Below are 24013 nucleotides of genomic sequence, written 5' to 3' on the forward strand. Positions count from 1 at the left end.
GCAAAGGCATTTGTAGGAAGATGTAAAGAGATGTAACAGGTTGGCACATGTCCCAACATATTCTGATTGTTGAAGATGATCGTACGACACGCATGCGCCTTTCCGCGTACTTGCGCGGCCTTGGCTACCGTATCAGTGAGGCGGGAAATGCCGAGGAGATGGAGAGCGTTCTTTCGCTGGACCCGCCAGATTTGCTGCTTGTAGATATTAATCTAGATGGAAAAGATGGCCTAACAATTACCCGAGAGCAAAGAGCCCATTCGCGTGTCGGAATCATTTTACTCACCTCCCGTGATGATCAGGTTGATAAGATAATCGGTTTGGAGATGGGTGCAGATGACTACGTTACCAAGCCGTTCGATAAACGTGAACTGGCCGCGCGAATCAAGAACCTTCTTAGCCGCATTGCAGATATTGGTCGGGTGCAATCCAGAGCGGTGCCGCTGGAGTATTTCGGGCCGTGGTGTTTTGATCGGATACGCCGGCGCTTGGTTTCAACAGCACGTACGGAGCAACTTACCCCTCAAGAATATGCAGTCATGACATTGCTTGCTGATCATCCGGGGCAGACTCTCAGCAGAGAGTGGTTACAGGAGAAAATCGGGCGCAGCCCCGCGCGGACAAATGATCGTATGATCGACGTAGTGGTGGGGCGTTTGCGTAAAAAAATCGAGAAAGATCCGTCAAATCCAGAGTGGATCTTGACCGAGCATGGTCAAGGCTATCATTTTGTCGATCCTTCGACCAACTGAATTCCAAGATCGCTTGCGGCACTGTATAGGAGCTCAAGCGCATCTAGTGCCGCTGCTTCGAGTGCTGCGCGCTGGCTCGCATCCAACTCTTCCGTATGTTTTTCTATTTTGCACAAAAGGTCACAGAGTGTGGCAAGTTCGAAGTTCGCTGCCGAACCCTTGAGCCTGTGGGCAGCCTTGGCGCGCTCTGCTCCTGCCGTGTTGAATATTGCAGTGATTTCCTGCGGTAAACCTTCCATGAATTCTCTGAGGATAGCGCTCAGTGTGTCGCCTCCAAGGTCATCAAGGTCACTTTTCAGCGCCCTGCGTATACAAGCATACTGCGAGCTATCAGTCTTGGCCTCCTTAGGGATTTGGTTGTGACACTCGACCGTCTTGGTGGAATTCAGGACGTCGGCTAGGGCGCGGGGGGATAGGGGTTTTGTCAGAACGCGTTCAACAGAAAGCCTGTGGCGATTTTGTTCGTCATCTGCAATGGAGTGGGCGGTTAATGCGACCCGTCGGGTATGAGGTGAGGTTTTGGCGAGTTGCCTAGCGATGTGGTCGCCTGACAAGTCAGGTAGGTCTAGGTCAATCAAAGCAAGATCAAAGCCTCGTTTGACGGCCCAATTTAATGCCTCATTACCAGTTCCAGCTTCGGTGACCGTGCAGCCAAGCTTCTCAAGATAACCGCGTGCGACCATCCTGTTCACTGTACTATCGTCAATAACCAAAACGGAGAGATTTGCATGAAGTGGAGATAGTTCTTGTGTTTGTTTATCGATTTCTTCCGCCTCTCCGAGAAGGAGAGGAACAGTTAGTATAAAGCGGCTGCCGACACCGCGCTCGCTTTCCACTGTTAGCGAGCCATCAAGAGCCTCAGTTAGCTTGCGAGAAATGGCAAGGCCTAGTCCTGTGCCTTCTATCCCTGTTCGCCTCACATGCCCGGCACGCATATATGCATCAAAGGCGCTGTTGATCTCATCGCGCGTCATGCCTAATCCCGTATCAGATACGGAGAAGCTGAAAATGAAACGACCTGTCTCCTCGTGAAACGCCCAGTCACTTGTAAGACTTACTTGACCCGAAGGGGTGTATTTGACGGCGTTCGAGATGAGGTTGCTCAAAACCTGACGGATTTTGAGCATGTCGCCGTAGAGGATTTGCGGCGCTGTCTCGTTTACCTCCACATACGCCTGAAGTTTGTGTTGGTCGGCCAAAGTGTAGAGCTGCTGCGCAAGTTGGCCCATCAAATCACGCAGGGAAAAATGAACGAGATCACCACGGTTTGATCCACGATCACTGCCAGCGTATAGAAGGATATCATTTGCAATGGCCAGCAAGTCTTTTGCGGAGCCATGCGCGATGCTCGCCTTTTCTCGCGCTCCTTCATCATTTAGCTCGCCCTTCAAAAGGTCCAACATGCCAAGCAGGCCGTTGAGCGGCGTGCGTATTTCATGGCTCATGCGCGCAAGAAATTCACTCTTACTTTCGTTGGCTGCCTCTGCCTCTGCCCGTGCTACGTCGGAAGCTTGCATTTCTGCCACCACATCTCCTGTTCGAGCAATCACGGCCTCTTCAAGGTGCGTTCTTAATTTGGCAGCATCTTTTGCGCGTCGCCTCAGAACGTTGAGAGCCTTTTCCATTTTGCCTATTTCATCATGGCCAGACAATTTCAGTGGAGGCCCGAAGTCTCCTTCCGCGACAGCAACAATGCGCTTGGATAAGTAGGATAGTCGTTTAACAAGCCCATTGCGCGCGTATGTCCAAAGGGTTATCGCTCCGAAAAATGCGATGAGTACGAGGCCTACCAAGAGAATGATAGCAAGGCGTGACGTTTGCTGCGCGTTGTATGTGGCCTGTTGACTTGCCCGTTTCGCCTCTATCCCGATTTGAGCCGCTTGCTTGGTGAGTTGCGTTATTGCAAATTGCAGCTTTTCTCTATTCTTTTTAATGTCTTTTCGAAGTAGCACACGCTGGCGGCTTTGCTCCAATATGCCACCAGATCCGACCAATGTGCTATAGTGCGCCAGCAGTTTTTTGACCTCTTTGCCGACCGTCTTTGATAGCAAAAAACCGCTGCGTGACCGCGCTTGCTGCAGTTGCTGTGAAATTGCAGTTTCAAGGGAATCTAATTGTGCGTTTGAGCGAGCACTTCGCACTTGCTTTGCATAGAGCCTAACTGCGTCAATGCTGCGCGCAAACTCACCAAGCCGCTCAAAAACAAAAAAGTCCCGATCCGCGAGCCTATTCAGACTTGCTTGCATATCAACGGCTTTATCCAAATACAGGCTTGCGATGCCAGAGGTGATGCGCAGGCGTGCCAACTTCGTTTCTTGGTTGATGAGACTGGCTAATCGTTCGCCGGAGTTTTCAAGCCGCAGAAGATTTGCGTCAATTGTCTCTCCAATCTCCAATTCTCTCCCGCTGGCGATTGCCATGTGATCTACTATTTCCTTGATTTTTTGAACCGGTATCGATGCGATCTGAGCACCGCTGATTATCCGTAACTGGCTGGCTGTATGTTCTATTGTGTCGGTCGTCGCATTGAGAGACGCAGAAATCTGCGCAAGTTCTTCAGGGTTACTTGCCTTTGCAAATGCACTGGCGAGAGGGCCAACCAACTTGGCATCCGCACTTAGCTTGCTGCTAATCTCGATTATCGGCAAGTTAACTCGAACTAAATCCTCGTAGGTGTTAGTGAGATAACGGTTGACCGCGATTGAAGCAGCGCCCACCATAACGGTGATAACCCCTAAGGCTGAGAGAATTTGGATTAGCTGAGTGTCAAAGCGACGTGTTTTCATGAGTGGACTTTACGGCTGTTTACGCGGCGCCGCAATTATTGCCTATGCGGGAGTTGTCGCATTGGCTTCATTACACAGTGTACGTGCTGATGATGCAAAGTCGGAGCTTTGCGTGTTGGTGCCGCATTTTAAAGATGAGTATTGGCTCAGTGTTGGCTATGGAGTTGAGCAACAGGCCTCCCGTGAAGGAGCGGATATTATCTTCTACGAAGCTGGCGGCTATAATTCGGTGGCGAAGCAGATCCTGCAGATCGACCGTTGTATTGCCTTACAGCCAAAAGCAATCTTGATTGGTGCGGTCAGCTCTAACCATCCTGACCTTATAGCCGCGCTTAAGCGGGCTGAGGAGATCATGCCGGTATACGGGCTTGTCAACGAATTGCATGCACCGGCTCTTGCGGGCATGATTGGTGTCGATTGGGAGCAAATGGGCAGCAAGCTTGGTCGCTATCTGCAAGCCAACTCTCTGGGCAAAAAAAGTGAAATGGCTGTCTTAGTTTCGGGGCCCGCCAAGGCTGGTTGGACCGGGCCATTAGAAAAAGGGCTGCGCAGCGCGCTAAAGAATTCACCAATTGCAATTGCTGCGGTCTATGGTGCAGATACTGGGCTCAGTCAGCAGCTCGCGCTGGTGCGACAAGCGCTGCAAGAGTACCCTAATGCGGATTACTTGATCGGCAGCGCTCCGGCGATTGAGGCTGCGATGGGCTTACGTGCCGCAAGGCCCGACTTGCCACAACCAGCACTCGCCGCGACCTATATTAGCCATACAGTTTTGCGAGGTGTTGTAAACGGTAGTGTTATTGCTGTCGCCTTTGACGACCCGATTGAGCAAGGGCGACTGGCGGTAAAGCTGGCGCTAACTAAAAGAAATATTAAGAAGAATTTAGCTGAAAATTTGCAATTTATAGGGCCTGAAGTAAAAGTTATTACTCGGATTTCGCGTCCAGATAACGTCAGACTTGTATCGCCCTCAAACTACTTTCCTTACATCCAGTAGTGTCGCCTTCACCTTCATTGAGGGGAGTTAGTTGGTATCACACTCTACTAAACTTTCGTCTAATATGGGTGCTTGCCACTACATTTTTGCCCTTCTTGCCCTAAGGAAATAGAAATGATTACCTTTCTGACTAAGAAATCTGCGGGAATCCGCATAGATACACAGCGCATGCATTAAGTAAACTTCAGCATTTTGGGGAGTTTACTGGCGCGTAATGCTGGCCTTGCACAGCTGAATTGTAAAGTCATTAGCTGGCTGTCCACTGAAAAGCGACCATATCCTACAAGAAGTCTGCCTGTTTTGAGCCTGCAACCATTGCGTTAGTCATGGAAGTGTCTATCTTGCACAAAAGGCTCCATTTTTTATCCTAGGGTCAAAAACGCTGGTAAGGCACCGACCTTTTTCGTAAGAAACTGAGCATATGTGAGTGATTTTATTTAGGTTATTAGCAGATTATGGTGTTCATACCATGAGATTTAGTTATTTTTCGCAGGTTGATGCTTCATCCCTTATTGACAAGGCGTACAGCGAACTGCGTCGCGCTATTATTGCCGGGGAGTTAAGGGCCGGACAAAAGCTAAGAATTCGCGAGTTGTGCCAGTCCTTTGAAATTGGTCCAACTCCTATGCGAGAGGCTTTGTCACGCCTTGTTTCTGAGGGACTTGTAGCCAATCAAAGCCATCGCGGCTTCTATTTGCCCGAACTTTCCTTCGAGGAAGTATTGGACATTATTGAGCAACGTGCCGTATTAGAATGTGCAGCTCTTAAAACCGCGATGAAACTGAATGATCCGGAGTGGATTGAAGATGTTCGTTCAGCTTTCCACCTCCTTCGTCTAGTAGAAGAGCGTTGGCAGGCGTCTCGCCGTAGCTTCTGGACCGAGTGGGTGCAGCAAAATCGCCTCCTGCATGAGACCATCGCGTCAGGGGCGCTATCCTACTGGAATGCCAAGTTCCTTAGTATATTGTATGACCAGAGCGAGCGTTACACTATGGCCTGCCCTCCTTCTGGTTTCGTCTACGAAAGCTGTATCACCAATCATGAACGTATTTTAAAAGGGATCATGGCTGGCGATGCAGATCTGGCTGTTCAGTCCATGCATGACTACGTCATGAGCCTTAAGGACGCCGCAGCAGATGCCATGAAGGCGAGAGAGACGATATAGGCTTCAGTTGATACTGAATAACAGTTCAACCGGCTTCATGGCGCTTCAATGCGTTGTGGCCGGTTTAATTTTATCTCTTGACTAGTATTAGCAAGTGCTTAAATTAGAGAAAACTAATTATAGGGGTGGTTATGATAACCCAGTTTACACCTTGGTCATCACTGCTTGGTGGTGTGCTGATCGGCTTTTCGGCCATTGTATTGTTGATCCTGAATGGACGTATCGCAGGAATTAGCGGGGTGCTTAGCCGCATCTTATTGCCGGCCCATTGTAAATCAGAATTGCCGTGGGAGCTTGCTTTTGTTGTCGGCCTTGTTGCTGCACCATTTATCTATTCGCTCGCAGGTGGGGTATTACCTGCCTTGGCAATAAGCCCAAATGCATTGCTTGTCGGGGTCGCCGGGCTACTGGTCGGCTTTGGCTCCGTGCTTGGTGGGGGGTGCACGAGTGGGCATGGGGTTTGTGGTTTGTCGCGGCTGTCCAAGCGCTCCATAATCGCGACACTTAGCTTTATGACAACCGGTGCGGTAACAGTTTACTTGATCCGCCACGTATTTGGAGGCTAGCAATGCGCGTGTTTTATGGTTTATTGGCTGGCCTGCTATTCGGTGCAGGATTGACAGTTGCCGAAATGGTCAATCCCCTTAAGGTACAGAATTTCTTGGATGTCTTTGGCAATTGGGACCCGAGTCTTGCCTTTGTTATGGGTGGTGCGATCCTTGTGGCTTACCCATTCTTCCAAATGGCCCACAAAATGCGCCGCCCAGTAGCCTGTGAAGATTTTCAGATGCCAACAAAAATCAAGCTGGAAAAACGCTTGGTCATTGGCTCTGCGATCTTCGGTGTTGGCTGGGGGCTTGCTGGCCTTTGCCCGGGCCCTGCTGTTGCAGTGCAGTCATTTGCGCAAGACAGTAGTTTCCTGCTGTTTTTAGCTACAATGGCTGTCGGCATGTTCTTGGCCCGCGCAGTGAATCTCTACGTTCTGCGTTAATTCTTAAACGCCCGCTTATTGGAGAAAATGATGACGTATCCTGTAAACCTGCAGGTAAAGCCGCAGGTAACGAACTTTTTCGACCCGGTTTCCAACACCATCTCTTATGTGGTGAAAGACCCTGCATCTAACGCGTGTGCCGTAATCGATTCCGTAATGGATATTGATTATGCTGCGGGGCGTATCAGCTTTGACCACGCGGACGAGATCATTAGCTTCATTCAGCAAAACGGGCTTGAGTTGCAGTGGTTGATTGAAACTCATGTTCATGCAGATCACCTTTCTGCTGCGCCTTACATCCAGAAGAAGCTAGGTGGGAAAATCGGTATTGGCGAGCATGTAAAGACTGTTCAGGATGTGTTCGGCAAGGTGTTTAATGAAGGCACTGAATTTGAGCGTGATGGCAGCCAGTTTGATCGGCTTTTTAAAGACGGTGATACCTATAAAATTGGTCAGTTAGAGGCTTTCGCTATTCATGCACCCGGACATACGCCTGCCTGTATGGTGCATGTTGTTGGTGATGCCGTCTTCGCTGGCGATACGATTTTCATGCCAGATAGTGGGACCGCGCGAGCGGATTTCCCTGGCGGTGACGCTGCTACCCTCTATGACTCTATCACCAAGGTGCTTTCTCTGCCAGAAGAGATGCGCCTATATATGTGTCATGATTATGCCCCGAACGGGCGAGATATTCTGTTTGAAACAACTATTGGTGAGGAACGTCGCCGCAACATCCATGTGGCAGAAGGGGTGAGTAAAGAGGAGTTTGTGCGTATGCGTGAAGCGCGCGATGCAACGCTGGATATGCCCACGCTTATTGTTCCTTCCATCCAAGTTAACATGCGTGCCGGAAATCTTCCAAAGGAGGAAGAAAACGGTACGGTCTATTTGAAAGTGCCCGTCAATGCCCTCTAGTTTTTTCGATCGCGTCAAAGAAATGTTTAAGCCCGGCCCCTTGCAGCCAACGAAAGTCTCGGCAGACTTCTCTATCTGCGCTCAGCTGAGCGAGGAGCATATTGCCCAAGCAAAGCAACTTGGTTTCGCATCTATTATATGTAATCGCCCGGACAATGAAGAATCGGGGCAGCTGAATTACGCTGAAATGGCGCAGCTTGCTGAAAAACAGGGACTAAAAGCTGCAATGGTTCCGGTTTCGCAAGGCAGTGACCCGCACAGCATAGGCAGCGCTATGGCGAGGGCACTGGATGATCTGCCGGCACCCGTGTTGGCTTATTGCCGCTCTGGCAATCGCTCTAACATTGCGTTTAACGCTGCAAAACCCTACCGCAAGTGAGTAACTGGGCGCAGGAAACGCGCCCGGCCACTTTTCCTCTTCAAATCCTAGATAAAGTGACCAGCTGCCGCGCAGCAGGCCATATTGTCATGCATTTCATAATGAGTAGGCTAGATCATGCATAGTCCATCGCAACCTCGTCAAGGGCACAAGGACGCAGACAAACCTTGCTGCTCACGAATGGCAAAGATATTGCCTATTATCGGCTGGGCGCGCACCTACAATGGAGCGACATTATCCGCAGATCTTATCGCAGCGGTTATCGTGACAATTATGCTCATCCCCCAGTCACTCGCCTATGCATTGCTTGCTGGTCTGCCTGCAGAAGCTGGGCTTTATGCTTCCATAGCGCCGCTTGTTGTATATGCGGTTTTTGGCACAAGCCGAACCCTCGCGGTGGGGCCGGTAGCGGTTGTAAGTTTAATGACCGCGGCAAGCCTGGGGGCTCTGGATCTACCAGATACAGCTTCCTACGTTGCCGCGGCTATGCTGCTGGCCTTGTTATCAGGTGTGTTTCTAACGAGCCTAAGCCTGCTGCGGCTTGGCTTTCTTGCTAATTTTTTAAGCCATCCTGTCATCTCTGGCTTTATTTCAGCAAGTGGCCTGTTAATCGCCACAGGGCAATTACGCCACATTCTAGGTGTTTCAGGCGGTGGTCATAATTTACCTGAAATGCTCGGAAGTATGGCCGCGCAAGTTGGGGCTATGAACATTACTACTGTGATGCTAGGGGGAGGTGCGATCGCGTTTTTGTTTTGGGCAAGAAAATGGTTGCTGCAACTTTTGTTGCGTTTGGGCTTTTCGAAAGCCTTGGCAGCGGCGCTGACCAAAGCAGGGCCTGTCTTTGCGGTAATTGCCACAACGGCGGCCACCTACGCTCTGGGTCTTGATAAAGATGGCGTCAAAATCGTCGGCAATGTGCCAAACTTGTTGCCAGGCTTTAATATGCCAAGCCTTGACCGTGAGCTCATCATGCAGCTTTTGGCCCCTGCGGCACTTATCAGTATCATTGGGTTTGTAGAAACAGTGAGTGTGGCGCAAACACTTGCCGCCCGTCGCCGTCAACAAATTGACCCTAATCAGGAGTTGCTCGCACTTGGCACGGCAAACCTCTCTGCGGCATTTACAGGTGGATATCCGGTAACAGGTGGTTTTGCACGCTCCATCGTCAATTTTGATGCGGGGGCGCAAACGCCAGCTGCGGGCCTATTCACAGCTCTTGGCATTGCGTTGGCGACTGTGTTTCTGATGCCAATGCTGTACTTCTTACCCAAGGCAACCCTGTCCGCGACGATTATTGTCGCCGTGCTTTCGCTGGTAGATTTCTCGGTGCTAAAGCGAACATGGAGCTACTCAAAGGCCGATTTCGCGGCGGTTTCCACCACAATGCTTGTCACCCTATTGGTTGGTGTAGAGCAGGGGATCAGCGCTGGCTTGCTTATTTCCTTAGGCCTTTATCTTTATCGCACTTCGCGGCCCCATATTGCCGTTGTGGGGAAAGTGCCGGGAACCGAGCACTACCGTAATGTAAAGCGCCACGAAGTGGAAACCCAAAGGGAACTGCTGTCCATCCGCATCGATGAAAGCCTTTACTTTGCCAATGCACGCGTTTTGGAAAGTGAAATCTACCGATTGGCGACGGAAAATAGTGAGACCAGACATGTAATTCTACAATGCAGTGCGGTCAACTTCATTGACGCCAGCGCCTTGGAGTCCTTGGAGGCGCTAGATCATCGTCTGAAAGATGCTGGAATTGTGTTGCATCTATCCGAGGTGAAGGGGCCGGTGATGGACCGGTTGGAGAAAAACAATTTTTCAAATGATCTTTCCGGGGAGATTTTTTTAAGTCACCATCAAGCAATCTGCACTCTCTCATTGAGCGGTGTGGCTTGAAGAGCAGGTTGTGCTTTTACGTTCCACAACGAACTAACGGGGATTTTGCTTTACGTTTGCCGGTTTCCAGTGAAACATATGTATTGATGTGCTATGCTATTAAATTAAGGTGCTTCACTACCTAAAAACAAAGCATAGTACGCATATAAGCGAAGAAATTTCAGCAAATGAAAGCTATTTACGCGCATCAATATACATGGGAGCCGGTCAAGCCCGGGGCAGTTCGAGGCAGTGACGCTGCGCTGCATCCGTTGACAAGAAACATTTGCCAGGGTCAGTCAGTTGAAAGCGCTGCAGGGTTGATGCCGAACTGGGCACTACAGCTCTTGGATATTGAGGAGCGCGCTCTGCTCTGTAAGCCAGATCTGACATCTACAATTTTTGTTGGGGTAAAAGGTAGCGGCCGGTTGGGCGCAACGAGTGGCGCAGCCTTGCAAAGCCCGTTTAGCATGAGCGATATTCGCAGCTTTTCTGGCAAAGAGAAGGTAATGGCGGAGCGGGAAGAGGAAGCCTACGAAATTCTTCGCTTGCGTTATGTTCCAAGCGCCATCTGTGCCTCAGCGGAGGTTGTTGAAGTGGCAGATGAAGTGCCACTGCGTGCTCAAGCTGGGGAGGTTCTTGCAATTCATGTGTTGCACGGGCCCGTGTCGCTTCGCTTTGGTAACGCAACCGAGCATGATGAGACTTTAGGGCATCGTGACACATTGTTGCTCACCGAGAAGGATGGCCCGATGTTTTTTCGTGATCTTTCCAAGGGTGTTGGTGTCAGCGTTTTTGTGAAGATCTCCATGTCGAAGCGAGAGCATTAACAGGGAAATGGGATAGGGCGCGGTAGGAGTTTTATCTCAACCGGTCGTGTACAGCCAGACGTAGGAAGTAAGATCCTGTTTGCGTAGCACGCGCATGCTGCGATTATCGAGAATATAGTCAGCACCGAATAGCTTGACGTGCAGGACCGCATGATAATCTTCAACAGATCGATCATAAACCGCGACGACTTGCATGGCCCCGCGATCAAAACCAAGAGCTGCCAAACTCCAGTACTTCAGGATTGCGTAGTCTTCGCAATCGCCCTTGCCTTTGGCCAGAGTTTCATCCGGGCTTGCCCAATAGTCGGCTTGCCCCCACACCTCTTCATCACTTGCATATGTGAGCTGCCTGTTTACCATTTGGTTCACTCGGGCCAGTACGGGGCCGAACTGGTGTGGATCAAGCTGCACCGCTGAGCTTCGTTGGCGGCTGTTTTGGAAATACTCTTGAACCTCTATGCTTTCCTGTTCTTTTTGCCGATCTTCGCGCAGGCGCGGGGCCATTTGTGCTGCAATTTGTTGCCACCGCTGATCGAGCGCCGCAGTGGAGGATTGGTGAGCAGCTAAGTTCCTCTGCAGTTGTTTCTTGCTTAACGTCCCGCTGATGATACCGGAATTTGCAAGGCGGGCCCGCAGCGAAAGGGGTATCTGCGCTACGCCTCCTTGAGGAGGTGCGGCGGCTTGCTGCTGAGATTTGTACTTATCAGTCGCAGTATGCAAGGTGCGTGCGCGCTGATGGCGCGCTGTGTTTGGCCGTGAAACTTTTATGACCAATTGTTCTTGGCGTTGGCTCGCAATCACGCTTTGACCAGTGGTTAGGTCCAGTGTCCGTTGATAGTCATAGGCCACTGGCGTGGAGGCCGCATGTGCTTCTTGACCAAAAACGTGCAGCAACAGAACAACCAGCAGAGCGAGCGCTGAGATATATCCAATTGCTATGCCGAGCTCCCGCTGGGGCTTTGGCTTTAAAGATGACGGTGAGATGGAGAAAAGATGATGGTCACCTCTATTTAATGATTGAGGCAACAGCCGGTCCAAAAGACTGGCAATGATAAGCGACATAGATGCGCGCCTTGCGATATACGCAATGCAACGGCGAAATAAAAATTCTCTAAACATAACCCGACGCCCCAATTGTTCTGGCCGGGTTTTGAGAATTATCGTTCCCTTAAAGCCTCGGTTCGAACTTTATTTATAGGCTTTAGAAGGTAACCTAGAACGGTATTTTTGCCAGTTAATATATCTATACTGGCCACCATTCCCGGTATTATTGGTAAACGTTCCGTTTCACTTTCCAAGTAGTTCTTTTCCGTGCGCACCAATAGTTTGAAGTAACTATTTCCCTGTTCATCTTTGTTCGAGTCTGCACTAATACGTTCTAGTGTGCCTTTTAAGCCTCCATAAGTTGAGTAGTCATAGGCCGTGATTTTTACCGTAACCGGTTGGCCGGGATGAAGAAACGCGATGTCCTGCGGGCGAACCTGCGCTTCAATGAGCAGCGTATCTTCCAAGGGCACCAACTCTATGAGTGCTTCGCCCGGCTGCACCACAGCTCCAATTGTGCTGATTTTGACATGGTTAATTATGCCATGAACAGGAGAGCGTAGTTCCGTCCGTTTGGCCCGATCCTGTGCAGCCTGTAAGGTCTCGGTGGCGATAGCGCGTTCTGCCTGCGCTGCACTTAGTTCTTCTCTGGCGCGAGTCGCAAAATTGGAGCGAGCGCTGCGTAGCCGCTCGCTGGCTTCATCCAGCCCTGATTTCGCACGAAGTATGGACGCCTGTGTAATGGCCAGCTGCCCCTGCATTTCGCTGAGCTGTCGCTGCAATCTAAGAAACTCGATTTCGGGCAATACCTTGCGTTTAAATAGCTCGGAATTGATTTCCACCTCTCGTGCAAGCAGCGAGATAGAGGCATTAAGCTTGTCGCGCTCGGCTATGAGCTGCCGGCGCTCTTGCGTGCGTTGATTTGCCTGCGCCTGCAGCACAGCAAGATCATTGGAAAGTTGTTGTTGGCGAGCGAGAAAAACCTGCTCTTCTGCGGCGAGGAAGCCACGGTAGAGCTCGGGTTGCTTTTTCGCTTGTTCGCCAGCAGCGGCAAAGTCCGGCAGTTGACCTGTGGCCTCTGCCTGTAAACGGAACACGCGCGCATTCAGCGAACTATAGCGCTGTTCAACTTCACCAAGCTGCGCGGCGAACAGCGTGTCTTCCACCTGCACCAGCACATCCCCTTGATCAACCACTTGGCCCTCTTGCGCATTGATTGCAAGCACGATGGAACGCTCCGGCGCTTGTACCACTTGCAATTGGCGAGATGGAACAACGCGGCCTTCGCCTCGGGTAACCTCTTCTAGCTCTGCCATGGATGCCCAGAGCAGTGCCGATCCGAGCAATAACAAACCGAGATACAGAATTCGGCTGGCGGCGCGGGGAGGGCGGGTCCGCAATGCATCGCGAAGATCGGTTGCATAATTGGGCTTGATCATAGTTCGGCCCTCTCATGTTGCTTGGAGCGTTCTGCGCCTTTTCGTTGCAAGTCGGCCAACACTTGATCACGCGGTCCGTCGGCTACAACGCGCCCGCCATCCAGAGCAATCAGCCGGTCAGTAAGTTTCAAGAGAGACAGGCGATGGGTTGAAATAAAGATCGTCATGCCAGCGGAATTAAACTCTGCAAGACGCTGCAACAGGCGTTCTTCTGCCGCCATATCAAGGTGCGAGGAGGGCTCATCAAGAAACAGAACTTGAGGGCGTCGCAGCAAAATGCGCGCCAGCGCAACAGATTGTTTTTGACCACCGGAAAGCAGTCGCCCGCCCTCGCCAACGGGCATATCATAGCCTCTGGGGTGAGCATTGACAAAATCCTCAACGCCCGCAAGGCGCGCGGCATGCAAAATATCATCATTGCTGGCATGGAGCTGCCCCATGGCAATGTTCTCCCGCAGCGTGCCCGAAAAGAGAACGTTCTCCTGCGAGAGAAAGCCAACACCATTGCGCAAATCGGCTGGGTCAAATTGGCGAGTGTCAATTCCATCTATCAGCACGGAGCCGCCTGAGGGATAGTAGAGCCCACACAGCAACCGACCTAGTGTAGATTTACCAGCGCCGACACGGCCAATTAGGCCAACTTTCTCTCCTTGACGGATGTTCAGGCTGATGTTCTTCAACGCTTCGGTTTCAGCGTCCGGATAGGAGAAGCTGACATCTTCCAGCTCAACACCGCCACCGGCGACAGCACGATTGACGTATGTTTTGCCCAATGTGCGCTCTGTCGGGATCTTCATGAGTTGATCGAGCATATGATAGGAGTGCATCGTCTGGCGCAATCGGGTGAGGGCACCGGCCACAGAGGCAAGCGGGGCAAGAACGCGACCAGAAAGCATCATGGCCGCAACAAGCGCGCCCATGTTCACCCGGCCTTCATTCACAAGATAAACGCCCCAAATTACAATCAAGACCGAAACCATCGCTTGCGTAAAGCCGGTCAGTGACTGTGCTAGCGAGGACCACTTTTTACCACGTAAAAGCGCACTCGCACTCGCCGCGACAGAGCGTTCCCATTTGGTCTGCATCTGAGCTTCGGCATTTAAAGCACGCAAAGTGTCCATATGCGCAACACTTTCCACCAACACAGAGTGTCGTGCCGCGCTTTCCCTTGTGGCGCTGGCGACAGAGCCCGCCAAAGGCGCTTGCACCAGCAAATTGATAGCAATCACAACCGGCACGGCTGCAAGCGGGATCCATGCGATCGGCCCGACCACAAAAAACAGCGCTCCAATGAAAATGCCGATAAACAACAAATCAATCAGAGCGACCAGTGAGGAGGAGGTAAAAAACTCCCGCACGCTTTCAAACTCTTTGATCTGGTTAGCGAATTGCCCGGTAGAGCCGGGCCTCTGATCCATGTTTAAAGCCAAAGCGCGTGAGAAAATGCGGCTGGCCAGTTCAAGGTCTGCCTGCTTCCCTGTGATGTTTATTATATTGGATCGTGCTGCTTTGAAGATACCGTCAAATGCTAATGCCAGCATTACCCCTGCTGCCAACGCCCAAAGTGTTGGCAGAGCATAATTTGGCAATACACGATCATATACATTCATCACAAAAAAGGGTGAGGCCAGCGCCAACAAGTTGATCAGCAATGCGGCCAACGCGATATGCAGATAGTCTTTCCAGAACGATCCAACAACAGACCAGAACCAATGCCCTTGGTCTTGTGCGCCTGAAGCGCTGAAACTGTCGCTTGCAGTCCCTATTGAATTAAAGAAGACACCGGAACCGATGTATAGTTGCTGCAATGCTTGCAAGCTCATTTTTTCCGGTTGCTCTGGCACTAGTGGATCTACGAGTGTGGCAATACTGGCTGTCTCATCCAGTTGCGTGAGCAGACGCAGCCCGCCGTTTTCCAAGATCAAGAGTGCAGGCAATGCAATCCTTGGAATTTCCTTTAGTGGCTTTTTAAGAATAACCGCCTGCAAGGCACAGTTTTTCGCTGCTCGACCGACAAGCTTGATCGGCAACGGTCCGCTTGCCACAGGCAAGCCTGCAAGGATAACAGAAGCGCTAGCAAAGTTACCAAAGTGTCTTGCTATGTAGCGCAGTGCCTCCACTAGCGGATCTGCAGGCGCATCAGATGATTGCGCGTCAGCCGGAGCAGCGTCGGATCCGCCTGCTGATGAAGACGTGCTTTTTTGTGGCGTAGGCAAGTTTTCCACCTCAAGGGCAAGAGGGGCGTGGCGTTTGTTTGCCTAAAACGGCAAACAGTGAGAACAGCAGCGGCGCCTCGTGCAAAAGCAAAAGGCGCCGTGAAAACTGAGTGCTCGAAAAACTATTGACGCAGCGGCTCTAGTTGGAAGGCCGCAGGTTGCGGCAAAATGGAAACGTTGTCGCGTGTATCTGCCACGGACTCAGCCGGGGGTGTCACGCCCATCATCGCGAGAAGATTGCCGGTTGTTCCTTGTAGTTGATAGGTGGAAAATGTCAGTACAGACTGTGCCGAAAGCAAATTAATCCGGCTGTTAAACAAGGCGTTCTCCGCATTAAGCAAGTCAAGAAGAGTGCGCTGTCCAACGTTGTATTCGTCCTTGTAGCCCTTCACGACCTTTTCGTTGGCTGCAACGGTTTGGCGCAGTGCGGCAATACGTTCGCGGGTTGTTTGAACTGCCGCCCAGGAGCGTTCGACAGCTTCGCTTGTCTCTCGTTTGGCGCGGTCTGCACGCGCATGTGCCTGTGCGAGTTGTTCGTAGGCGCGGGCCGAAAGAGCGGTGTCGCGGCCACCGCTGTAGAGGTTCCAGCGCATTCTCAGCATGACCCGGTAATCGTCGCGGCGGCCTTCAATGCCATCAACGTCGTCGCCTACGGCTGCTCTCCCTTCGAGAGAGACCCGTGGAAAGAAAGTGCCTTTTGAGCCTTCAGCCCGGAATGCGTCAGCGTCGACATCAGCGAGTGCCGCTTGAATAAACGGGTTGTTTTGTCCGGCTATGGTGAGCACGGATTGCAGGTTATTGCCCGGGGATTTTATTGCAGAGACAGGTTGTAGGTTAGAAGGATTTTCGCCGACCACCCTACGGAATTTCGCCATAGTATCTAGTAGGGATTTACGCACTTCTGCGGTGATCAAGCGGGTCGCTGCGACGCGCTCCTGCGCTTGAGCAAGGTCCGCCGCACCGACAGATCCACCATCAAAGCGCGCTTTAACATCGCTATAGAGTTTTTCATGGCGTGAAGTGTTGCGCTTTGACAGCGTTAGTACGCGCTGGTGACGTAGAATGTCGATATAAGCCTCAATCGCATCCAGTGCGGTGGCCTCGCTGCGTTCCAACACGCGAAGTGCGGCCCCATCTACGCGCGCACTTTGGCGGTAGACTTCGTTGGTAGAATAGAAGCCATCGAAGAGTAACTGTTCTACGTTAACCTCAATTTGTTTCGCGGTACGCCATTTGCCCTTGTCCTTATCGCGGTGGCGGCGTTCAGGACCGATATAGCCTGCTACATTTAAGGAGGGCATGAAGGCTGCCTGAGCGGAACGCAAATCCTGACCGCGGGCTCTTCGGTTTGCAGAGGCTTCCAAAATATCCGGATTGGTATGAACCGCACTTTCTACAGCGTCACGAAGGGACATCGCGTGCCCTGATACACTAGAGGCCAAAGTAAATGCGCAGGCCAACGCAAGACATCGGAATTTCATTCCCCAGACTCCAAACTTGTCGCTTTTTGGGGATCTGACCAAAATCAAGGCGCATCATTTAACGACCCTAAAGTCACTATGTGCACTAGGTAAATATATGGCTATGATCCCGAAAATGATCCGTAGTATTGACATAGTTGAAACATGTTATGATGTAATTATCAACCATCAGATATAGCTGGATATTAGTCCAAAAAATTTGGTAGAGGTAATTGATTAATTTTTATCAGCATTTATATTTGGTAATTCATTTGTATTGTTGTTGCGAGTTGTTTGATTATTGAATCTAAAAGAGTAATTTTCAAAATTCAGTCGGTTTGGATTTAGAGTGGTGCGTGCAGCGCGTTCAACGGCTCAACTAACCTTAACGAATGATATAGATAAAATTGTAATTAAAATTTCTAGCGCGAGCAAATTTGATCCGATGTTTTAGAATCATGCCCATTTTTAACTGAAGAGGGGAACGGCGTCTTGGGGTGATACCGTTCCCCTTCTTGGCAAAGAAGCACTACGGAGGAATTGGAGTGCCTCAGCTCCCAAACCCAGAGGAGGGCCCTGACAAACAGGTCTGGGCTTGGTTCGATGGGCCGGGGCTGGAGAGTGGGGTGGAGTGGTGCGCCCCGGCGCCATCAAATTGATAAATTTAGGTGTTGCTAGAAAGCGACAGGATAGTTGGTGCAACTGCACTGCCGTTCATCACTATGCTGCACCTGAGGCAATTCTCATTGATGCAAAGATTTGGGGGGTGTGAACGGCTTAATTACAATAAAGAAATTTAGTTTGCTACGTTTAGAAGGCCTCCCAACCTAATTTTACTTTCTGTCCCCCTAGGGGGTGTTGTCTCTATAGCGCCACCATATCACTTTATTTTGTAGTGTAAATTAAAAAATGTAATCGCTTACATTATTTCATTATCACTATTTATCTCGTAATAAACAGCTAGTCGCAACCTATTCTAATTCATAGGTAAATCTTTGTGTTCATTTATAACGCGCTGGATGGCTTGTGAAACAAGCTGGGTAAAACCTGTTACAATTCATCAGAATCAGGCGGAAATTCGTCGCTTTTTACGCATGTGTATTACCGGCCTTGAGAGAAGTCTTCCGCAGAGAAACACTTAATTTTCAATCATTGAATGGATAAGGTGTTGGCTACGCAACGCGCCTCTCAGTAGTTACTCCATATATGTCGATGTTTTGATTTTTTGCGTCGACTACATGATACTTCTTTTCATTTCCATAAAATAGTCTGTACCTGTAAGTCTACAAATGCAGTATGCATTACTGGGCTTTAGGGAGGGACAGATGGATATATTGGTATTCATTCAGAATAACATTTGGGCAATTGCCAATATGACGATGGAGCACATTTCCGTTGTTGGTGTCGCCGTTGGGCTTGCTATACTTACAGGCGTGCCACTGGGTATAGCGATAACTCAAAATCGGGTCGCCGCCGATATTGTTTTGTACGTCGCATCTATTGTGGTCACGATTCCATCTATTGCACTGTTTGGGTTGTTGATACCCGTGCTATCGATAATTAATCAGGGGATCGGTTGGCTACCAGCGGTGATTGCCATTTTGTTGTATTCCCAATTGCCGATCATTCGCAATACTTATACCGCAATCACAAACGTTGATCCTGCCTTGAGAGAAGCCGCGCGCGGGATGGGCATGACCCCTTTTCAGCGCCTTCTCAAAGTCGAAATACCGATTGCGATCCCGGTTATCATGGCTGGTGTCCGCACGGCTGTCGTTATGAATATTGGTGTCGCCGCTATTGCCGCCTACATCGGAGCAGGTGGGCTCGGCCTTCTTATATCCCGAGGTATTAGTCAGACAGACCCGCGCCAGCTTATCGTTGGAGCTGTTGCGGTATCTTTGCTCGCTATTGTTGCTGATTGGGTCCTTCTGAAGGCACAAAAATTCCTCACCCCAGCTGGCCTAACTCGATAATAAGTCCAAGCTCATAAAGGTAAAAACAATGATCCAGCTTGAAGATCTGACAAAAACCTTTTCTACCCCCAATGGGCCTGTTGTTGCGGCAGATAAAGTGAATATGACCGTTCCGACGGGTGAAATATGCGTTCTTTTGGGCCCGTCAGGATGTGGTAAAACAACTGCCCTCAAAATGATTAACCGCTTGATTATGCCCACGAGTGGTCGCATTTACATCAACGGGGAAGATACGACCCAGTTAAACAAATTTGAGCTGCGTCGTCGAATTGGGTATGTCATTCAACAAATTGGCTTGTTCCCTAATATGACCATTGAGGAGAACATTTGTGTTGTTCCCAAAATGCTTGGTTGGGATGCAAAGAAAGCAAAAGAACGCGCTGCTGAACTAACAGACTTAGTCGGTTTGGATCCCCATCAGTTTCTACACCGCTTCCCTAAAGAACTCTCTGGGGGTCAGCAGCAGCGTATTGGTGTTATACGCGCCTTGGCAGCTGACCCGCCAGTTATGCTGATGGATGAACCTTTTGGTGCAATTGACCCGATCAATCGGGAGATCATCCAAAACGAATTCTTAAAGATGCAAGAGGTGTTGAAGAAGACGATTATTTTTGTGAGCCACGACATCGATGAAGCGGTAAAAATGGCTGACAAAATCGCTATCTTTAGAGGCGGGAAAATAGAGCAATATGATAGCCCTAGCCAGGTTCTTGCTCACCCGGCCAATCCTTTTGTTGCTGACTTTGTTGGTTCTGATCGGACGCTTAAACGTCTGCGCCTGCTCACTGCTGTTGACGTGCGTGATATTGATGCGCCTGTCGCGTCTATGCAAGCAAGTGTTGAAGAAGTTCTTGTCTCGGCGAAATCCCATGCAAACCGTATCGTTGTCTTGATTGATGCAGATCGACATCCAGTTGCATATGTAACTGCAGACGAGTTGTCTGGGGCCACTGGCGTCGTGAGCGACTTCGCGCACGACTTGCCAACAACAGTTCCTGTTGGTGCAGATCTGCGCGCTGTTGTTTCGGAAATGCTGTCCCATGACACGATGTGGATTACCTGCGTAGATGAACGGGGCCATTTTGCCGGTGTTGTGACTCAGCCGGCTGTTACGGCTGCGTTGGGTCAAAAAAGCAGCAGTGTCCGTGATCAGGCAACCGATGCGAGGCTCGCGAATGTTTAGTGCCAAGGACTTTTCCCGCAAGCTTCAGCTACTCGCGATGTTGTTTATCGGCTTTTATATTAGCTGGTCTGGATTGTATGATGAGATAGCGACTTACTGGGAAGATATCGTTTACCTAACCCAGCAGCATATTTTTTTGGTTGCTACATCTGGTTTGGCCGCAATTTTGATTGGCGTACCTGTGGGTATATGGCTATCGCGTCCTGCAATGGAACGTTCGGCAGAAGCTATTATGCAGGTGTTCAATATTGGTACGACAATACCGACATTGGCTGTAATCGCGCTCTCCATGACTATTCTTGGGATCGGGTTTGCACCGGCATTCTTTGGCCTGTTTGTTGCATCCTTGCTTCCGATTGTCCGCAACACATTTACGGGACTTCTTGCGGTCCCAGATCACCTTTTGGAAGCCGCAACCGGTATGGGGATGACGCCGCTGCAAATCTTGATCCATGTGGAGTTGCCCAACGCTCTATACGTGATCCTGTCTGGCATTCGTACCGCGCTTGCAATCAACGTTGGCACGGCGCCACTTGCCTTCCTCATTGGAGGGGGAGGGCTGGGCGAGCTGATCTTCACAGGCATAGATCTTATGGAGACAGGGATGTTGTTAGCAGGGGCAATCCCAACAGCAATGCTTGCCGTTACGGTCGATTTTCTAACGGGTCAGGGGCAATTTTATTTTGTCTCTAGGGGGGTAAACCCACTTCGTTAAAACGTAAATTCAAAGATCATAATAAGAGAGGGAACTTATGTTTAATAAAGCTAAAAAACTACTGACTGGACTCGCATTTTTTGCGCTTACAGCCAACGCGCACGCAGATGAAATCACTATCGGCGGTAAGAACTTTACCGAGCAGCAGTTGCTGTCTTCGATTACAGAACAACTGTTGCAGGCAAAAGGCTTTGAAGTAAGCAATCGTGCAGGCATGGGCACAGCAGCTGTGCGCGCCGCAATGGAAAATGGTCAGATTGATGTCTACTGGGAATACACCGGTACATCGCTAATCAATTTCAACAAGGTAAAAGAGAAGCTCAGCGCAGAAGAAACCTACTCACGGGTTAAAGAGTTAGACGCAAAGAAGGGCATCGTTTGGCTCAACGCATCCAAAGCAAATAATACATATGCACTAGCAATGCGTGCTGCCAAATCGAAGGAAACAGGCATCAGCACTCTGTCAGATTTGGCAAAATCAGTAAATGGTAATGAAGGCTTGACGCTCGGTTGTAACGCAGAGTTCTACGCGCGTGCCGATGGCCTTAAGCCACTGCAGAAGGCATATGGTTTCAAGTTTTCTCGCTCCGATGTGAAGCGCATGGATTCTGGCCTTGTGTATCAGGCGCTGCGTGACGCGCAGGTAGATGTTGGTCTGGTATTTGCTACCGATGGCCGGATCCCCGCATTCGATTTTGTTGTACTTAAAGATGACAAGGGCTACTTCCCAGCATACGCGCTCGCACCTGTCGTTCGCACAGAAGTACTTGAGGCTAATCCATCTCTCGCAGGTCTGCTAAATGAGGTTTCCGCGAAGCTGGATGACAAGATTATGGCATCGCTAAATGCTCAAGTTGACGTTGAAAAAGTCTCTATCGAAAATGTGGCTAAGAAGTTCTTGAAAGACAACGGCTTTATCTAAGCAAATCTAAAGGATCAGGGCGATTTCGGTCGCCTGATCAACTACAGCCTTACAACAAGTTTGATAAAAATATGGCGAACTCTCTAAAGGTCGGCGCGGCGCAAATTTCTAGCGCAATAGGTGATATTGCCGCAAATACTCACAAGCATCTCAGTTGGATTAAGCGGGCAAAAGACTTGAATGTCGAGCTGCTGATCTTTCCCGAGCTTTCGCTTACCGGCCACTATGGATCAGAAACACTTCTGGATTGTGCCAGAAAAGAAACCGATGCTTGTGTTCATGAGCTTGTTGACGCAGCCGGCGATATGACGGTTGTGTTCGGATTGATCGAAGAGGGGAAAGCCGCGCAGTTTTACAATTCTGCACTAGCTATTGCCGGTGGGAAAATACTGCATAAACACCGCAAAATAAATATCCCGACCTACGGTAAACTTGAAGAGGGTAAGCACTACGGAAAAGGCCAGAGTATTACACCCTTCTCACTGGCTGAAAACTGGGAAGCTAGCCTGTTAATTTGCGCAGACTTGTGGAATCCTGCGCTGCCTCATCTGGCATTCATGCAAGATACCACGCTGCTATTGTCGCCCGTTAGTTCTGGTGTGGAAGCTGTTGGCATGGGTTTTGACAACTCATCAGGCTGGTCCTTGGCGATGCGCTTTTACTCGATGATGTATGGTACTCCGTCTGTCATGGTAAATCGCTGCGGTGTTGAGAAAGATCTAACGTTCTGGGGTGGATCGCGCATAACCGATGCGTTTGGCAATGAAATTGCAGTCGCTGGCGATACGGAAGAGCTGATTACCGCAGAGCTCGACTATGAGACCACACGAAGGGCTCGCTATCGATTGCCGACAGTTCGGGATTCCAGTTTGCCATTCATTGCAGACAAAGCCTCAAAAATTTTAAGGCACCAATAGTTCTGCCAAATGTGCAGTTCTCTCCTTCAAATCAGAGCAAATTTACGAGTTTTGCTCTTAAAGAGTGGGCGTCAATGATGCGCGACAACAAGTTTTATGCGTTCATCACCAATCTCCGCTGGGGTGATGTTCCAACTAGCGTACAAGAGCGCGCACGCCTTTGGCTACTGGATCTGTTGGGCGTGGCGGCATCAGGCACGACGACACGCTTGCACGAAATCATTTCGGAGCACGCACGCGAACATTTTGCAGCCGGAAAACAAAGCGTCAGGACCCTCTTTGGTGGTGATCGTGTTAGTCCTGTCGGTGCAGCGCTCGTTGGCGGAATGACTATTGACTCGATTGATGCACATGATGGACACAAAATTACCAAGGGGCATGTTGGGTGTGGCGTGCTTCCCGCACTTTTGGCGAATGGTGATTTAAACCCAGACATGGATGCGAGTGAGTTCTTAACCCAGCTGGTCATCGGATATGAAATTGGCACACGCGCTGGTATTGCGATGCATAAAACAGCATTGGATTACCATACATCCGGATCGTGGATATCACTTGCTGCCGCCACTATTGTTTCTCGCCACTTAGGCTTGTGTGAGCAAAAGTTGCGCGAGGCGGTGGGCATTGCTGAGTTCCATGGTGCGCGCGGCCTCATGATGCGCTGTATCGATTATCCCACTATGGTCAAAGATGGGTCTGGTTGGGGGGCAATGGCCGGGACCTCCGCAGCATTTCTGGCAAACTCTGGTTTTACGGGAGCTCCAACACTGCTTATTGATGCGCCAGAGGTTGCAGATTTGTGGGCAGACCTTGGTCATCGCTGGCTGACACTGGAGCAGTACTACAAGCCTTATCCGGTCTGCCGTTGGGCTCAACCTACTGTTCAGGCAGTTTTGAACCTGAAAGAGCAGTATGGTATCGATGCTTCAGATGTAAAAACTATAGAGATTCAGACATTTCACAATGCATGCCGCTTGGCAGTAAAGCACCCGAAAACCACGGAGCAAGCGCAGTACTCCACGGCCTTTCCCGCTGCCTCTGCCTTGGTCTACGGTAAACTAGGGCCAGAGCAAATTCACGAGAATGCCTTTGCAAACTCTGAAGTAATTCGGTTGTCTGAAAGCATAACCCTTTGTGAAAACGAGGAGTTTGACAACCACTTTCCGGCTAGGCGCTTCGCTGATGTTAAGTTAATCCTAAATGACGGCACCGAATTGAACTCTGGTGCGACGGAAGCCAATGGCGACCCCGAAAACCCGCCCGAGCCAGCTGAAATGCGGCGTAAGTTCTTTGAATACGCCGAGCCAGTTATAGGCCGAGAGCGGGCAGCAAATATTGAGCAGCAGGTTCTGGGCTTAACACCGGGGCGCTCGATCAAGCCGCTTCTGGATGTGATACTTAGCGCTCCATGACGCTATCCGTTAGCGTCTCGACCACTAAGGTGGATTGGGGATAGA

20 protein-coding genes are annotated in these 24013 nt (G+C 50.2%); 15 read left to right on the forward strand and 5 right to left on the reverse strand.

The window, feature by feature from the left end; genetic code table 11:
• Nucleotides 1-47 precede the first annotated feature (47 nt).
• Entirely contained in the window at nucleotides 48-752 is a 705-nt protein-coding gene (locus AYK82_RS00165) for a response regulator (RefSeq protein ID WP_068310092.1), read from the forward strand.
• Here AYK82_RS00165 and AYK82_RS00170 read toward each other — a convergent pair.
• Entirely contained in the window at nucleotides 725-3538 is a 2814-nt protein-coding gene (locus AYK82_RS00170) for an ATP-binding protein (protein ID WP_068310094.1), read from the reverse strand. The two genes, AYK82_RS00165 and AYK82_RS00170, sit on opposite strands and share 28 nt — an antisense overlap.
• Between AYK82_RS00170 and torT the strand changes: the two genes are divergently transcribed.
• The 8 genes from torT to AYK82_RS00210 all read left to right on the forward strand — a co-directional run bounded on the left by torT (nucleotide 3537) and on the right by AYK82_RS00210 (nucleotide 10687).
• The gene (gene torT, locus AYK82_RS00175) at nucleotides 3537-4535 is read left to right on the forward strand and encodes a TMAO reductase system periplasmic protein TorT (protein WP_068310096.1); all 999 of its coding nucleotides are present in this window, start codon (nucleotides 3537-3539) and stop codon (nucleotides 4533-4535) included. The two genes, AYK82_RS00170 and torT, sit on opposite strands and share 2 nt — an antisense overlap.
• A gap of 469 nt (nucleotides 4536-5004) precedes the next feature.
• Nucleotides 5005-5700, forward strand: coding sequence for a GntR family transcriptional regulator (locus tag AYK82_RS00180; protein ID WP_068310098.1), 696 nt, complete (start codon nucleotides 5005-5007; stop codon nucleotides 5698-5700).
• Between the two features lie 131 nt (nucleotides 5701-5831).
• Nucleotides 5832-6266, forward strand: coding sequence for a YeeE/YedE family protein (locus tag AYK82_RS00185; protein ID WP_425272551.1), 435 nt, complete (start codon nucleotides 5832-5834; stop codon nucleotides 6264-6266).
• 2 nt (nucleotides 6267-6268) lie between these two features.
• Entirely contained in the window at nucleotides 6269-6691 is a 423-nt protein-coding gene (locus AYK82_RS00190; protein ID WP_068310100.1) for a DUF6691 family protein, read from the forward strand.
• 27 nt (nucleotides 6692-6718) lie between these two features.
• Entirely contained in the window at nucleotides 6719-7606 is an 888-nt protein-coding gene (locus AYK82_RS00195) for an MBL fold metallo-hydrolase (RefSeq protein ID WP_082733648.1), read from the forward strand.
• Nucleotides 7596-7985, forward strand: a complete 390-nt coding sequence (locus AYK82_RS00200; RefSeq protein ID WP_244265688.1) for a protein tyrosine phosphatase family protein — start codon at nucleotides 7596-7598, stop codon at nucleotides 7983-7985. The genes AYK82_RS00195 and AYK82_RS00200 overlap by 11 nt, the downstream gene beginning before the upstream one ends.
• A gap of 180 nt (nucleotides 7986-8165) precedes the next feature.
• Nucleotides 8166-9878 carry a SulP family inorganic anion transporter gene (locus AYK82_RS00205; RefSeq protein ID WP_068310104.1) on the forward strand — a complete coding sequence of 571 codons (1713 nt, stop codon included), beginning with the start codon at nucleotides 8166-8168 and terminating at the stop codon, nucleotides 9876-9878.
• Nucleotides 9879-10045: 167 nt separating this feature from the next.
• Nucleotides 10046-10687 (forward strand): hypothetical protein, encoded by a 642-nt coding sequence (locus AYK82_RS00210; RefSeq protein WP_068310106.1) that lies wholly within the window; start codon nucleotides 10046-10048, stop codon nucleotides 10685-10687.
• 36 nt (nucleotides 10688-10723) lie between these two features.
• Here the strand turns inward: AYK82_RS00210 and AYK82_RS00215 are convergent, their stop codons facing one another.
• The 4 genes from AYK82_RS00215 to AYK82_RS00230 all read right to left on the reverse strand — a co-directional run bounded on the left by AYK82_RS00215 (nucleotide 10724) and on the right by AYK82_RS00230 (nucleotide 16801).
• The gene (locus tag AYK82_RS00215) at nucleotides 10724-11749 is read right to left on the reverse strand and encodes a transglutaminase-like cysteine peptidase (RefSeq protein WP_068310108.1); all 1026 of its coding nucleotides are present in this window, start codon (nucleotides 11747-11749) and stop codon (nucleotides 10724-10726) included.
• 95 nt (nucleotides 11750-11844) lie between these two features.
• On the reverse strand, nucleotides 11845-13170 hold the full coding sequence (locus AYK82_RS00220) for an HlyD family type I secretion periplasmic adaptor subunit (RefSeq protein WP_068310109.1): 1326 nt from the start codon (nucleotides 13168-13170) through the stop codon (nucleotides 11845-11847).
• The gene (locus tag AYK82_RS00225) at nucleotides 13167-15386 is read right to left on the reverse strand and encodes a type I secretion system permease/ATPase (RefSeq protein ID WP_082733658.1); all 2220 of its coding nucleotides are present in this window, start codon (nucleotides 15384-15386) and stop codon (nucleotides 13167-13169) included. The genes AYK82_RS00220 and AYK82_RS00225 overlap by 4 nt, the downstream gene beginning before the upstream one ends.
• 122 nt (nucleotides 15387-15508) lie before the next feature.
• Entirely contained in the window at nucleotides 15509-16801 is a 1293-nt protein-coding gene (locus AYK82_RS00230; RefSeq protein WP_208976337.1) for a TolC family outer membrane protein, read from the reverse strand.
• A gap of 1370 nt (nucleotides 16802-18171) precedes the next feature.
• On the opposite strand from AYK82_RS00230, the gene AYK82_RS00235 reads away from it, so the two are divergent.
• The 6 genes from AYK82_RS00235 (at nucleotide 18172) to AYK82_RS00260 (ending at nucleotide 23968) form a co-directional block, all read left to right on the forward strand.
• Entirely contained in the window at nucleotides 18172-18822 is a 651-nt protein-coding gene (locus tag AYK82_RS00235; protein ID WP_068310112.1) for an ABC transporter permease, read from the forward strand.
• A gap of 28 nt (nucleotides 18823-18850) precedes the next feature.
• A complete protein-coding gene (locus AYK82_RS00240) occupies nucleotides 18851-20005 on the forward strand; it encodes an ABC transporter ATP-binding protein (protein WP_068310114.1) in 1155 nt (384 codons plus the stop codon).
• Nucleotides 19998-20720: an ABC transporter permease gene (locus tag AYK82_RS00245; RefSeq protein ID WP_068310120.1), complete on the forward strand. Its 723-nt coding sequence runs from the start codon at nucleotides 19998-20000 to the stop codon at nucleotides 20718-20720. The genes AYK82_RS00240 and AYK82_RS00245 overlap by 8 nt, the downstream gene beginning before the upstream one ends.
• 37 nt (nucleotides 20721-20757) lie before the next feature.
• Nucleotides 20758-21642 (forward strand): glycine betaine ABC transporter substrate-binding protein, encoded by an 885-nt coding sequence (locus tag AYK82_RS00250; RefSeq protein WP_068310122.1) that lies wholly within the window; start codon nucleotides 20758-20760, stop codon nucleotides 21640-21642.
• 71 nt (nucleotides 21643-21713) lie between these two features.
• Nucleotides 21714-22559 (forward strand): nitrilase-related carbon-nitrogen hydrolase, encoded by an 846-nt coding sequence (locus tag AYK82_RS00255; RefSeq protein WP_068310124.1) that lies wholly within the window; start codon nucleotides 21714-21716, stop codon nucleotides 22557-22559.
• Nucleotides 22560-22633: 74 nt separating this feature from the next.
• Nucleotides 22634-23968 carry an MmgE/PrpD family protein gene (locus AYK82_RS00260; RefSeq protein WP_208976339.1) on the forward strand — a complete coding sequence of 445 codons (1335 nt, stop codon included), beginning with the start codon at nucleotides 22634-22636 and terminating at the stop codon, nucleotides 23966-23968.
• Nucleotides 23969-24013: the final 45 nt, after the last annotated feature.

Origin of the sequence: Polycladidibacter hongkongensis, from assembly GCF_001561995.1 — a bacterium.
Lineage (GTDB): Bacteria > Pseudomonadota > Alphaproteobacteria > Rhizobiales > Stappiaceae > Pseudovibrio > Pseudovibrio hongkongensis.

Bases quoted from the DNA above. Each gene is read 5' to 3' on its own strand.
- AYK82_RS00165 (WP_068310092.1), top strand. From the start codon at position 48: ATGTCCCAACATATTCTGATTGTTGAAGATGATCGTACGACACGCATG.
- torT (WP_068310096.1), top strand. From the start codon at position 3,537: ATGAGTGGACTTTACGGCTGTTTACGCGGCGCCGCAATTATTGCCTAT.
- AYK82_RS00170 (WP_068310094.1), bottom strand. From the start codon at position 3,538: ATGAAAACACGTCGCTTTGACACTCAGCTAATCCAAATTCTCTCAGCC.
- AYK82_RS00180 (WP_068310098.1), top strand. From the start codon at position 5,005: ATGAGATTTAGTTATTTTTCGCAGGTTGATGCTTCATCCCTTATTGAC.
- AYK82_RS00185 (WP_425272551.1), top strand. From the start codon at position 5,832: ATGATAACCCAGTTTACACCTTGGTCATCACTGCTTGGTGGTGTGCTG.
- AYK82_RS00190 (WP_068310100.1), top strand. From the start codon at position 6,269: ATGCGCGTGTTTTATGGTTTATTGGCTGGCCTGCTATTCGGTGCAGGA.
- AYK82_RS00195 (WP_082733648.1), top strand. From the start codon at position 6,719: ATGATGACGTATCCTGTAAACCTGCAGGTAAAGCCGCAGGTAACGAAC.
- AYK82_RS00200 (WP_244265688.1), top strand. From the start codon at position 7,596: ATGCCCTCTAGTTTTTTCGATCGCGTCAAAGAAATGTTTAAGCCCGGC.
- AYK82_RS00205 (WP_068310104.1), top strand. From the start codon at position 8,166: ATGGCAAAGATATTGCCTATTATCGGCTGGGCGCGCACCTACAATGGA.
- AYK82_RS00210 (WP_068310106.1), top strand. From the start codon at position 10,046: ATGAAAGCTATTTACGCGCATCAATATACATGGGAGCCGGTCAAGCCC.
- AYK82_RS00215 (WP_068310108.1), bottom strand. From the start codon at position 11,749: ATGTCGCTTATCATTGCCAGTCTTTTGGACCGGCTGTTGCCTCAATCA.
- AYK82_RS00220 (WP_068310109.1), bottom strand. From the start codon at position 13,170: ATGATCAAGCCCAATTATGCAACCGATCTTCGCGATGCATTGCGGACC.
- AYK82_RS00230 (WP_208976337.1), bottom strand. From the start codon at position 16,801: ATGTCCCTTCGTGACGCTGTAGAAAGTGCGGTTCATACCAATCCGGAT.
- AYK82_RS00235 (WP_068310112.1), top strand. From the start codon at position 18,172: ATGGATATATTGGTATTCATTCAGAATAACATTTGGGCAATTGCCAAT.
- AYK82_RS00240 (WP_068310114.1), top strand. From the start codon at position 18,851: ATGATCCAGCTTGAAGATCTGACAAAAACCTTTTCTACCCCCAATGGG.
- AYK82_RS00245 (WP_068310120.1), top strand. From the start codon at position 19,998: ATGTTTAGTGCCAAGGACTTTTCCCGCAAGCTTCAGCTACTCGCGATG.
- AYK82_RS00250 (WP_068310122.1), top strand. From the start codon at position 20,758: ATGTTTAATAAAGCTAAAAAACTACTGACTGGACTCGCATTTTTTGCG.
- AYK82_RS00255 (WP_068310124.1), top strand. From the start codon at position 21,714: ATGGCGAACTCTCTAAAGGTCGGCGCGGCGCAAATTTCTAGCGCAATA.
- AYK82_RS00260 (WP_208976339.1), top strand. From the start codon at position 22,634: ATGATGCGCGACAACAAGTTTTATGCGTTCATCACCAATCTCCGCTGG.